This window comes from Francisella philomiragia (assembly GCF_018135955.1).
Lineage (GTDB): Bacteria > Pseudomonadota > Gammaproteobacteria > Francisellales > Francisellaceae > Francisella > Francisella philomiragia.
This window is the reverse complement of record NZ_CP063138.1, coordinates 225,495-239,052: the sequence shown is the minus strand read 5'-3', so window position 1 is coordinate 239,052 and position 13,558 is coordinate 225,495. Positions and strand designations below refer to the sequence as shown.

Here is a 13,558-nt window from a genome sequence, read left to right as displayed (position 1 = left end):
CTTGAAAAAAACAATCCTCAAGAAGCCTCTATTAGCTTAAGAAAAGATGAAAACTCTAAAAAGGATGATATCTTCCGTGATGTTTTAGAAAGTACTAAAGTTGATAATGAACTATCATTTAAAGATCCTAAAAAAGAATCCAGCACAGATATACATGAAGAAACTATCTCGGAACTTGATATTGATTTTGATGACAACGAGGATAGCAATCTGTTTGATTCAGAGTTGACTTCACCACAAATGACCAAGGAAGATTTAAGAGCAATCACCCAAACTCAATCTATTGTTAAACCTTTAAAAAAAGCAAATTTACCATCATTAGATCTACTAACTGAACCTGAACCTAAGCAAACTGTTATTTCTCAAGCACAACTTAATGAAACATCATCTTTACTAGAGCAAACACTAAATGACTTTAATATAAATGCTAAGGTTGTTGCTGCTTATCCTGGCCCTGTTATTACTAGATATGAGATAGATTTAGCAAGAGGTACAAAAGTTAGTAAACTTACCAATATTGCTCAAGACTTGGCTAGAGCCTTATCAACCACAGCTGTTAGGGTTGTAGAGGTAATCCCTGGCAAGCCTTATGTAGGTTTAGAATTGCCAAACCCAACTAGACAAATGGTACGTATCAAGGAAGTACTTGCCTCACCTGAATTTATGAAGTCAAAAGCCCCTACCCTAATGGGGATAGGTGTCGATATATCTGGTAAGCCAACATTTGCTGAGCTTGCTAAAATGCCTCATTTACTAGTAGCTGGTACAACCGGATCAGGTAAATCTGTTGGTGTAAATGCGATGATTCTCAGCATGCTATACAAGTGTAGTCCTGATGAGCTTAAGTTTATTATGATTGATCCTAAGATGCTTGAGCTTTCTATCTATGATGGCATACCTCACCTACTAACACCAGTTGTTACAGATATGACAGAAGCTGCTAACTCTTTGCGCTGGTGTGTTAAAGAGATGGAGCGCCGCTATGCGCTAATGTCTGCTGCTGGAGTTAGAAATATCGCATTACTCAATGACAAAATCGAGCAAGCTGAAAAAGCTGGCAGACCTCTCAAAGACACAATGTTTATCAAAATGAATCCAGAACGAGCTCATGAAGCACCATTACTCACAAAAATGCCATACATTGTAGTTGTTGCAGATGAGTTTGCCGATATGATTATGGTTGTCGGTAAAAAAGTTGAGGAACTAATTGCTAGACTTGCTCAAAAAGCTCGTGCTGCGGGGATTCATATCATTCTAGCAACTCAAAGACCTTCAGTTGATGTTGTGACAGGACTAATCAAAGCAAATATTCCAACAAGAATGTCATTCCAGGTATCTTCAAGGATTGACTCTAGAACAATCCTTGACCAGCAAGGTGCTGAGCAACTTCTTGGACAAGGCGATATGCTCTATTTAAAGCCCGGCTTTGGAGCTCCTATGCGTATTCATGGTGCCTTTGTTGATGATAATGAAGTACATAGAGTAGTAGAATCATGGAAGGAGTATGGTGAGCCTGACTATGTCCAAGATATTTTAGAAGCCTCTGAGGATGCTGATAATGGTAGTGGTGGCTCTGGTAGCAATGGAGATAGTGAAGACCCTTTATACAACGAAGCTGTAGAAATTGTTATCAAAACACAAAAGGCATCTATATCGGCAGTCCAGCGCAAATTAAAGATAGGCTATAACCGCTCTGCAAGATTGATGGAAGAAATGGAAGAAAACGGTATTGTTTCTGAAATGAACCAAAACGGCATGCGTGAAGTTTTAATTAAAAGAGATTCTTAAATGAAAAAAATAGTTTTACTCGTTACTCTTGTATTTAGCATCAACTATAGTTTTGCTAATGCTAGTGATGATCTTATAAATAAAATCAAAAACATTCACTCAATGAGCGCAAGCTTTGATCAAAAACTCATTAATGGTGGAAGAGCTAGTGATAATATTAGCTCAAAAGGCTATATGAGTTTAAAAAAGCCTAAGTTCTTTAGATGGATAACTACTTCTCCTAATAATCAAGAAATCATCTCAAATGGATCAAAGCTTTGGATCTATGATGGCGACTTAGAACAAGTCATCATAAAAAAAGTATCTAACAATATCGCACAATTCCCTTATCTTATTTTACTTTCTAAAAACACTAACAATATAAATAAACTATTTACTGTTAGAGAGCTAGATAAGAACACATACCTACTAAAACCCAAAAATGATCAAATGATTGATAGTATACAAATTAAATTCTCTGATAATGAAAATCTTGAATACCTAGCTATATCTACTTCTTTAAATCAATTTACTAAAATCTCTTTCTCAGATGTCAAAACCGATATTGACATAGATAATAATAAATTTGATTTCAAAATTCCTGATGATACTGATGTAATTGATGAAACTAAAGATTGATAGTTTTATTTTATATACTTCTTAAAAATCACTCCGAAAAAAAGATAGTAGTAAATAGCTAGCAATACTGGTAAGGAAGTAATCCACACAAAAGATGCTATCTGAGCTAAACTATGCACCCTGATAACATCTAAAAATTTAAAAAATATTGTCGAATTTTGCACTCTAGCGAACACATAACTATAAATTGCAATAACAATAAAAAAAGTTATAACAAAAACAATTAGTAGCAATATTTTTATAAAAAAATTCTTATTTAACATTATTTCATATCCTAGCTTTTAGTTAACCAACAGTCTTACAAGCAACACTTTTAAAACCATAAAAATCAGCATACGCTTGATTATTATAAAGATCTTTATTAGGTGTAATATCATCAATAAAAACAGTTGGTGATATATAATCAACTATACACGGTAATGTTGGATCAGTAACTCCGGAATGTTGGTATTGAGCCACTAAGACATTACGCTTTTGCTCGAAGTTATAAAAAAACAAACTCATACTAAATATTAAATATAATTGTGCTACCAACAATAACACAAATATCGGACTTAGCTTTTTGAGAGCTGCATATAGTTTAATAACAAATAAACCACTATGACTATAAATTTGCATATAAGCAGCCATAAAAAATATCGCATAATAAATAAGTAATACTCTTTGATTTAGATCGTATGACTTTGCCACTGGCACTAATACAAACAGTGATAATACAAGTGCTGCAGAATATACAACTACTGATAGTTTTTTGAAATTTTTATTAGTGAAAGCTAATATTAAAAAGATCACAATCATAATCAACAGTATAAGCGTATATTGTGGCGTAAATATTAGCTCACTTATCAAGCGAGTAACATTTTGCAATAGTGATGACTGAACTCCTGATGATAAATGATCCAGTCTTGCATAGTTTCCAGGTGCTGTTATTAATACAAACCCTCCGATTCCACACGCTACAAAAAAAGCAACAATCGTATCATTTATAACTTTCTTTGTAAGCACTCTTTCAAAAAAGTATGCTAGACAAAGTAAAATACTGACACATACAAATATCTCATTATATAAACCAATAATTGATCCAATAAATAAGCCAAGCAACATACTATTTTTATTTTTGACTACAGAGAAATAGTATAAAACAGTAAGTAATGCTAATCCCCAAAAGTACTGAATAGCTCCTGTTTTCCATAGGATATTTGCCATAAACCCTATCTGATAAAAGACAAAAACAAAGAAAAAACTATATATAACAAAATCTTTAGATAATATTCTGCCTCGATCATAAGTGATTATTTTGAAAGTCAGCAACATAAATATATAAAACGCTGTCGAATTAACCACATTGACTATAAATAGCGACAAAGTTATATATGTTTTACTCATCAAGAAGTAGATTAAAGCCTGAGCAGAAACTCTGCCTGTCCACGTAAAATAATCAGCCTGAATAGAGTGAACCATAATTATTAACCCTTTTGCTAGGGTATCTGTATTAGCTCTACCAAAATCATCTGCCCTCATTGGTTGCAGATAATTTAAAAGCAAAAAAAATGCAACTATAAAAACCGATATAATAGCGATAATAAAATACTTCTTTTTCATAACTTACTAATAATCAAAAAGATACACAAATATACTCTAAGTGTATTATATTTGAGATGCTAATAAAAGCTGATTGTAAATGTAGAACTGACTAATTGTGTAAAGTTACTTTTGTAAAAAAACTAACCATCAAGAAAATCTGTTTTAGGCTTAGCTTCTCTTTTGTAGATATTTCTATGCTTTAATATTTCTTTTTTTTGTGATTCTGACTTCTGTGGGTTAGCTTTATCGAATTCCTGTAAAAACTGGTCTATTTCACTCACATAAGCTCTATCTTTTTTGTTATCGAACAAGTGAGCCAAACGCAATATAAGCTTCATCATACGACGACTTCTCCTAAAATACTAAATATAAATTATCTTGTAGCTTGTGTGTAATTATACTAAACTAAACATCAAAGTCATATACAAAACATTAAGCTTTTAAGTATTAGCAGATTATGTTGAGTCAAAAACCAAAGATAATTGGTATATTCTTAATGTTTTTAAGCATCACTATGCTTAGTCCATTATTAGTTGACTACATATATGCCGAAAAAAATGCTTATCCTTATATTTTAAGCTTTGCTGTGACCTTTTCTTGTGGCTTCTTTTTGTGGTTCATTTCTAGAAATACGCAAAAGAAACTTTCTAACAGAGATGGGTTTTTAATAGTAACATTAGTTTGGATGTTTGTGACCGTATTTGGTGCCATTCCCTATATGTCCTTTCCGGGCTTAAACCTCTCATTCACTGATGCTGTATTTGAATCAGTCTCTGGCTTTACAACTACAGGTGGTACCGTAATTGAAGGACTAGACAAACTGCCACACAGTATACTATTTTATCGTCAACAAACTGAATTTTTTGGCGGTATGGGAATTATCGTTTTATCAGTTGCCATCTTACCACTCTTAGGTGTAGGTGGTATGCAGCTCTATAAAGCTGAAATATCTGGGCAATGGAAAGATGACAAAATCGCTCCAAAAATTTCAAGTACTGCCAAAGCTCTATGGCTAGTATATCTATTACTAACATTCTTATGCTTTATTTCTTATTTATTGGTTGGTGTAGATCCTTTTAATGCCATATGCTATACATTCTCTACCGTATCTACAGGTGGTTTTGCACCATCTGATTCAAGCATGGCTGACAAGCCTTTTGGAATGATTTTAGTTTGTGGAATCTTTCTTTTCTTGGGAGCTACTAGTTTCAAAGCTCACTATATAGCTTTATCGAAATTCAAAATAAGTCACTATTTCAAAAATGTTGAATTCAAAGCATACTTTTACTTCGTATTTTTTGCTTCTTTCATAGTGTGTATAACCATGATTGCTCATACTGATGACTTGTCAAATGTCTTTAGTATAGTTACAAATAGTGTTTTTCAAGTTATATCTATATCTTCAAGTGCTGGTTTTGTTTCTGATACAAACTATTATCTATGGCCTAGTTTCTTACCAATAATGCTAATGTTTATCGGAATAATTGGTGGTTGTGGCGGCTCAACTGCTGGCGGTTTGAAAATGATTCGTGCCATTCTTTTTAAAGAGAAAGCTATCCTAGAGGCTAAAAGAGTAATCCACCCTCAAGGAGTCTTCACTGTTAAACTTGGAGACATTCATATATCTGAACAAGCTTTAAATAGAGTTTCTGGATTTATTTCTGTTTATATTATAATCTTTGCCGGTGGTTGGTTAGCACTACTAGGTTGTGGCTTAGATGTAACCACAGCATTCTCTACCATTGCAACAACACTATCGAATGTCGGTCCAGGACTAGGAGAAATTGGTTCTAACTTCAAAAGCTTACCTAAGGAAGCTCTATGGATATGCGACTTCGCAATGATTGCAGGACGTCTTGAGATATTTACAATCCTAGTACTATTCATGCCAGATTTTTGGAGAAAATAATACTACTACAAACCTCCTGAAGCAGCTAAGTAAGATAGATTTCCTACCTTGTCATATTCAACATTATTAGCATAAACGACAATCTTATAGTCAATATTCGAGTCTTCACCTTTACACTCTAATTTCAGTAACTCATTACTGCCTGATAAGTATGATACAAAAGAACTAGTTTTGGTAATCTCTTCTTTTTTACCTTCTTTATCCATAGTATAAGTAAACTTACAACCATAATTATCACCAACATATACATTAACTAAAAATTCAGTAGGCTTTTTATCAAGAATGTTATAAATACCACTAGGAGTATTTTCAAACTTAAAACCGTATATATTATAAGCTGTCTGTTTTTTCTTTGAATGACCATGCTTTATAATCGGAAGTACTTGCCCTTGATAGCCATCACCGGTAGTAGAACAGCCACTCAAGAGAAATGATACAGATAGAAGCAACACTACCAAAAACTTTCTAGAAAAAAATATTTTTATCATACTGTCAGATAATCAGATTTGATAATTCATGAATAAAAGAATAAACCTAAAAGGCAAAAGAGGCAATAATTTACAGTGATTTTAAAAACTTATTCTTCAGTATCTACTTTTTCTTCTTGTTGCTGTTTTTTGTACTCGTAATAGTCTTTCATAGTCAAGCCCTTTGCCCTAAACTCGGCTTTCTCAGCTATTTCATCAAGACGCTTTTTAGAATACTCAACGTGTTCAGGAGAGTAATCTTCAACTGGTTGACCCTGTAGATTAAATCTTTGCTTGAGTTCAAAAACAGCCTTATGATAACGCGTATCACCAACATAACGACGTAATACATTTCTGAGAACCATTTTATCTACTGGAGCAAAATGCTCATTTTGATAAATTATTTCTACTTCTTCACTTATACCGATTTTAAGTGGCTTCTTATTGATCGGATCGAAACATTTAGGAAAACGAAGACACAACCACTTGAACAGTTTTGCTTCTTCTTTTTGTCTTTCTTTCTCAACATCAACAGTTATCACAATTTCTTGAGCATCTTCTAATTGAGGATTCTGCAATTCATCTACTGTTTTATTATTTATTCTATGACCATACTGTGGAATACGAATAAAAGAAGTATCTCTTTCTTCAACTTTTTTAGCAGGAGCTTTTGGAATATTTTTACTTTTAGAAATATTCTTATCTCTAGCCTGCCTCATTCTAGAAGTCTTTTCTTCTATTTTAGATGACCCACCTAACAATGATTGTAACAATGAAAAATCGTTTAATTTATTTCTACCTTCAGACATTTCTTTATTTTATTAATAGTTATATAGGGTAAACCCTGTGTATACTTGGTTTATATCGTACTACAAAACTATTATATTTAGCAAGCAATAAAACATCAGTAATATTTTTTTTAACATCAATATGAATTAATATTGACAATTTTTATAAATTACATATAATAAGTTTCATCTTTTGTGGCTATGTAGCTCAGTTGGTTAGAGCACAGCATTCATAATGCTGGGGTCGGTGGTTCAAGTCCACTCATAGCTACCACTTATTATTGTATTTTTTTCAAATTAAGATTAAATAACAAATTTAGATCAATTTTGATTTTACTTTGTATAGCAAAAGTTTATTTTTTAATAAAAAAAAGATTTTAAAGATAGCTAAACTAAAACTCATTACTCTCTTTAGGCAACCATAGATCAGCTAATTCAGATGAGCTTAGTTTGGTAGTAGTTTGGGCTCCATCTACACCTCCTCCATCCATATCTATATCATCTGCTCCAGCCGCTGCTAATAGCTCCGCTATCTTATTTGAGTTAGCAGATAAATCTAGTGCAAATCCATCACTAGCATCTATCTCTAATCCTTGATTTGTATATTGACTTGAAAAATAATCATCCACTATTACTGAACCTAGTGGATCGCTTGCAAATTTAATAAGTAAATCTTCCCCAGCTCTACTTAAATTAATAGCGTCATGATCTATATCTGTTAACTCTAATGTATCCATAGTTCCATCATTAGATGATACATCTAAGGTATCGTTACCATCTCCTTGGGAATATTTATAGGTATCTGAACCTTCTCCTCCAAAGATTACATCATCTCCTTGACCTCCAGTTATGACGTCATCTCCAGCTCCTACCTCTATAGTGTCATCTCCAGCTCCACCTTCTATAGTGTTATTACCACCATTTAGAGCTTTAACTATATCATCTCCATCACCAGCATCTGCTATGTCATCTCCCGAACCCAAATAAACAATATCATCGCCAGCTCCAGCATATACAACATCTACCGCATCATTTGTTCCAGTTATTGTCTCACTAGCATCTGTGCCTAGAGTTATTGGCTGAACATCATCTATAGATTTAAAGCTACCATCTGAGAATTCAAAACCTGTTACTTTAGTTTGATTTCCATCTGTAGCATAAAACTTCTTAATTAATAGACCTTGCTCTGTATCTGAACCAACTTGTACAAACAAGTCTTCATTTCTTTGAAGATATTGAACATCATTTTGAGATATATTTTCACCAAATACTATTCTATCTGTTTGATTTGTAATATTTTCTTTAGCTCCTGCTATAGTGTCAAAGCCATCACCTAGATCATAATGGATTGTATTATTACCTAATTCCCCATGGATAATATCATCTCCTTGACCACCAGTTATAACATCATCTCCTTCTCCAGCTTCTATAACATCATTACTTATACCTGTATATATAGTGTCATTACTTTCTGTACCAATAATAGCAGAATTTATTTGCTCAGAATTTCTATCTAATACTGTTCCATCAACAAGTCTTATATCCTTAATTCTACTACTAGAGAAAAAATTTGTTATTCTTAATCCTTGGCTAGGATCATTATTTATATTTATGGTAAGTTCATTACCTTTTCTAGCAAAAGATAAATTATCTAATGATATCCCCTCTCCAAACGCTAATGTATCCCTTGCCTCCTGATGAGAAACTTGTGAAAAAATAGTATCAAAGCCATCACCCAAATTATAAATTATCGTATCGACAGACTTATCCTCAGAACTATTATAATAACCACCATCATAGTAACCTGCACCACGGTCACTATCATAAATTGAATCATCCCCTTTACCAGCAATTATCACATCATCTTTTAAAGAGGTATATATATTGTTATTATCGTCTGTTCCAAGTATAGCTAAATTAAATACCTCCGAATTTTTTGTAAGCACACTACCATCAGCAAATTCAAACGTATCTAATTGAGTTTGATAATAAGCACTTTTTGAGAAAAAACCCTCTATTTTTAGTCCTTGATTTATATCCCCTTTAACATTTATTATTAAATCATTAAACTCTCTTTTAAAACCCAAATCCTTTTGAGATACTCCTTCTCCAAAAACAACTTTATCACTATTTTTTACACTTGCTGCTAGGCTATTACTTCCTGTGTTTATCGTATCAAACCCATCGCCTAAATTATATTTGAAAGTATCATTCGCATAATCATTAGTCTGACCATAACTAATATGATCATTACCTTTACCTACTTCAACATAATTATCATAAATACTACTTAAAACTATATCATCATCGCCATCTGTGCCTATTATTGGAAGATTAAATACTTCAGAATCTCTTTGGATAGCATAACCATCAGAGAATTCAATTGTAGGATTCCTTTTAAGATGATAAAAGTCTATGACCTCAACTCCCTGTGTAGGGTCGTTATCTACATTTATAATCAGATTTTTTCCATCATTACTCCTAGAAAAACTCAAACTATCTTGTGATATCCCATCTCCAAAAAGAATCTTGCTAGTTGAGCTTAATTTAAGAGTATCAAAACCATCACCAAGATTATACTTTACTATACTTTCTTTATACCCTACTATGGTATCGTTACCACCCCCAGCTTCAACGATACTTCTATCACTACTCAATACTATGCTTTCATCATTAGCTTTACCTAAAATATACTTATCTTTTGTACCTTGATATAAACCTGCAGTGTTTGCAGTATTTGTAGCACCTATTACCTCCAACAATCTTCCATCTATCTCAATATTATGTCTATTTATTTCATTAGCTTGAGAAACTGTTAAATCTATATCTGAAATATTAGGCACTATGGTATCAACTACTATCTGTTTGAAAAAATCATCATAATTCCAACCTAACTCTACAAGAATACTTTCTGTATAGTTTTTTACTTTCTCTAATAAAAACATACTATTAGATAATTGCTCATTTACACTATTACTTAAGAACTCATTAAGATTAGTAAAATCTACGGAAATATCACCACTAACATCATCATAATTAAACCCTAACTGGCTAAGCAACTCCTGATAAATAGTCTGACTAAATAATGACTTATCAACACTGCTAACTATAGAATTATAGCCATTAGTTATTTGATCTATATTTATAGCTCTAGTTCTATTTATAGTGTTCCAACTATTTGTAAAAACACTATCACTCAATACATTCTCTTGCCCTGCTGTGATGTTATAACTCATACTAACCGAGCCATAAGTCATCGTTAACTGATTACCATCTACTTTGGTTTGGATTATCTTATTACCCGTAAATGTCTCTAATGTCTGTATCTGCTCTAACTTTGATCTAGTGTTCTCTGAAATATTAAATTTAAAACTTGTACCATCTGCCAAAACAATTTTTTCAAGATTTAATGTATCTGAAAATTTTGCTGATTTTACCCATTCTTTAACAATACTCTCAGTTTGTAAACCTGCCACAGGATTAGCTGAAACCTCTACTAAAATATTGGCCAAATCAGAGTTTAAACTAGCTGCTTGACTTAGATTCCTAACTGCCCCAATTCCTCGAATATCTATTCCTGTACTTAGAATCTCACCCGAGATAGCAACTTCATCTGTAAACTCACTTCTTGCTGGTTCTTTATCTAAAAATAAATTTCCAATTTCTGCAGTAGCTCCATCTATTTTAGTAAATGTACTTATATCAGAGATAACACCACCATCAGTAGCTCTATTTATACTTTGATGTGATAAATCTATACTAGAAACCCCTACCTGTGATAAATTCTTTAACTCATTGGCTTGTGATATACCATCACTATTAGTATCTTGCCATACTTGTAGATTCTCAAACTCGGTATCATTAGCATCAATTATCCCATCAGCATTACTATCAAGCTCTGCTAATGCTTCAAACCCATGTGCTGCCTTAGTACCATCTGCCTTAAGTGTATTATCTCCAAATAATTCTCTACCACTGTCTATAGTTCCATTACCATCTAAATCACGTACCAGTAAGCCATCATCTGCACTTACCCAACCCGTACCTTCCTTGACACCTGTAGATTGATGATCAAAAAGTACACCATCATCTACAGATACCGTTTCTATACCATCTCCATCTAAATCAAATGTTAATGGATCTCCTCTAAATACTTGTGCTTGTTGAGAGCTACGATTTATATCTGCTAGATTATCGGCTATATCTAGCAAATCATTCTGCCCCTCATTCAAAAGCTCTGTTGCATTATCAATTTTTGCAGCATCTAAATATTCTTGTGCTATCTTATCTAAGAGCTCTATTTCATACCCTTCAGTTCCAAGTATATTAGAAACATTCGCAAACTCTTGATTAAATACATTAGTATTATTTGATAACTCCTTTGCTAACGCTATTTTTTCCTGCTGTCTTTTAAGCAACTGTACCGATAGATTTACATCTTGATTATCTTCTGAGTTTAGTTGTTCAGAAATAGCATTTATCTCTGTATTTAATTGCTCAATACTATTACTTAACGATTGTGCCCTATCTTCTAGTGGTTGAACATAACCATCGGCTAAACTCTCTATAATCGATTCAATTACTATATGATCATAAGTAGCTACTTCATCTATATCTCGTATATTTGGATCTTTTAATAACTCTTTGAACGAATCCAATCTTGCTTCTGTTTTCTCATCAAGATCTTCTCCATAATATTCTACTAATGCAGATTCAAATTCAGCTATTTCATCTGGCAAATTTTGAACATAATCTAATTTAGCCTGCTCTAACTCTTTTACCAATTCATACTTATCTTTATGTTTTTGAAGTAACTCAAGAGTCTCAGTTCCTGGCATATCTGATATATCATTATCAGCTTCAGATATTTGTTTTTCTAAACTATTTAAATCTTGTTTAAAATACTCCTCAACTAATGATTTTTGATTACTAACTGAGTATACTTCAGCATCAAAATCTTCAATAAACTTACTATCAATTTCACCTATTATAAAATCACCATTACTATATCTTCCAAATACTTTCTCAAATTTATCTATATCTTTCTGAAATCTTTCTTCAAGATCTATACCTTGTGAAATAGCATCTAGTTGTTGGATAGTCTCTACTGTACTTATAGAATCTGATGTCTCTTGAATAGCATCAATTGTCTCTATCTCTTCTGTAAGATCTGACAACTTATCTAGGTATTCTTTACTAAAATGGTTATTTACAGTAGCATCATTTAACTCTCCTATATCACCATTATGTTTTAAGCTGCCATCTGGATTATATGTATCAAAAAGAAAGTTGTTTATGGAGTGAGCTTCTAATACAGCTCCATCTGTAGCTAAATATACAGGATCAATATCAACATGATTCCCCATATAGCTAGCTACTGGATCTCCCTCTCTAATAAATGCTTCTGATATCGGTATTAATTGATCTTTATGCTCAAGATATTCTAATTTAATATTAGCAACATCACTATCAAACAATGCTTGAATATCTGAATTTAAAGCTATAAGTTTGGTAGAACTTTCAAGTACTATATCAGGAGTGCTACTAATAAGATTATCTAAGTTTGTCAATGCGGAACTAGCAGCATCTTTGATACTTTGACCTATCGCTGATACATCTGATATTTGAGATATATCTAAATTAGATAAAGTTTCTAAATGAGATCTGACATCAGCAATACTCATAGTTGTATCAGCTAAACTACCAAAGATATCATCAACAAAACTAACTGGACTTGATAATAGTTGATCAACCCCATATCCTTCAAATGTTTGCGCTGTATTAACATTAGCACCATTTGCTAAAGCCGCCAAAGCTATAGCCTCTGCAGCTGTACCACCTAATGAGTGACCTGCTGTACTTATGTTATCTTTAGCAACACCCAAATTAGTCCGTCTGTATTCTGGATATTTTTGTTGTTCTAAAACATCATGATAAAATTTATGCGCATCCTGCATATATGCAGGTGTAAATCCAGCTCCTAATGCTACATCCTGAAGTCCATCCATCTTTGTAGCAGTACCTCTACTTACAAACACCGCATTAGTTGGATTTGAAACTTCTGTAAGCACTATACCACTATAACTATCTTCTCCAAGAAGATTATATTTAATTGGAGCACCACTTCCATCAACTATTGTACTTGTAGTTTCAACAAGCTGATATTTATTAAGTACTTCTGCATAATGATCATAGTTATTAGTAAGATGCATTGCAATATCAGGATTTAAAGAAGCTATACTTTGTGATACCTCACCATTATCAAAGAAAATGTCGTATAAAGTCAGTCCTCTTAGTTTACTTGCATCTGACCTATCTATAAAAAACTGTTTAGCATAAACTAGTTCACTTAATATTGCTGCTTCTTTATTAGTTAACCCATTCATTTAATTTCTCCCTTTTTA

General features: G+C 32.8%; 7 protein-coding genes, 1 tRNA gene and 1 pseudogene. 4 read left to right on the top strand and 5 right to left on the bottom strand.

The features are described from left to right. Positions 1-72: 72 nt before the first annotated feature. Positions 73-1,788: pseudogene (locus IMS64_RS01220) on the top strand (DNA translocase FtsK); the annotation flags it as partial. Next, positions 1,789-2,406, top strand: a complete 618-nt coding sequence (lolA, locus tag IMS64_RS01215) for an outer membrane lipoprotein periplasmic chaperone LolA (RefSeq protein WP_035737666.1) — start codon at positions 1,789-1,791, stop codon at positions 2,404-2,406. It begins immediately after the preceding pseudogene. A 285-nt stretch (positions 2,407-2,691) separates the two neighbouring features. Here the strand turns inward: lolA and IMS64_RS01210 are convergent, their stop codons facing one another. Together IMS64_RS01210 and IMS64_RS01205 are read right to left on the bottom strand one after the other, a co-directional pair. After that, positions 2,692-4,008, bottom strand: coding sequence for a DUF6056 family protein (locus IMS64_RS01210; RefSeq protein ID WP_211490665.1), 1,317 nt, complete (start codon positions 4,006-4,008; stop codon positions 2,692-2,694). 122 nt (positions 4,009-4,130) lie between these two features. Beyond that, positions 4,131-4,331, bottom strand: coding sequence for a CBU_0585 family protein (locus IMS64_RS01205; protein WP_004286565.1), 201 nt, complete (start codon positions 4,329-4,331; stop codon positions 4,131-4,133). A 113-nt stretch (positions 4,332-4,444) separates the two neighbouring features. Here IMS64_RS01205 and IMS64_RS01200 point away from each other — a divergent pair, with 113 nt between their 5' ends. Then, a complete protein-coding gene (locus tag IMS64_RS01200; protein ID WP_088820818.1) occupies positions 4,445-5,899 on the top strand; it encodes a potassium transporter TrkG in 1,455 nt (484 codons plus the stop codon). 5 nt (positions 5,900-5,904) lie between these two features. Here IMS64_RS01200 and IMS64_RS01195 read toward each other — a convergent pair whose 3' ends face one another. Continuing rightward, positions 5,905-6,387, bottom strand: coding sequence for an FTL_1709 family lipoprotein (locus IMS64_RS01195; protein WP_042516915.1), 483 nt, complete (start codon positions 6,385-6,387; stop codon positions 5,905-5,907). 89 nt (positions 6,388-6,476) lie between these two features. Continuing rightward, positions 6,477-7,175: a ProQ/FINO family protein gene (locus tag IMS64_RS01190; protein WP_211490664.1), complete on the bottom strand. Its 699-nt coding sequence runs from the start codon at positions 7,173-7,175 to the stop codon at positions 6,477-6,479. A gap of 176 nt (positions 7,176-7,351) precedes the next feature. Here IMS64_RS01190 and IMS64_RS01185 point away from each other — a divergent pair. Further along, positions 7,352-7,428 (top strand) — tRNA-Met (locus IMS64_RS01185). Between the two features lie 118 nt (positions 7,429-7,546). On the opposite strand, the gene IMS64_RS01180 is transcribed toward IMS64_RS01185, so the two are convergent. Further along, entirely contained in the window at positions 7,547-13,540 is a 5,994-nt protein-coding gene (locus tag IMS64_RS01180) for a calcium-binding protein (RefSeq protein WP_211490663.1), read from the bottom strand. Between the last annotated feature and the right edge of the window lie 18 nt (positions 13,541-13,558).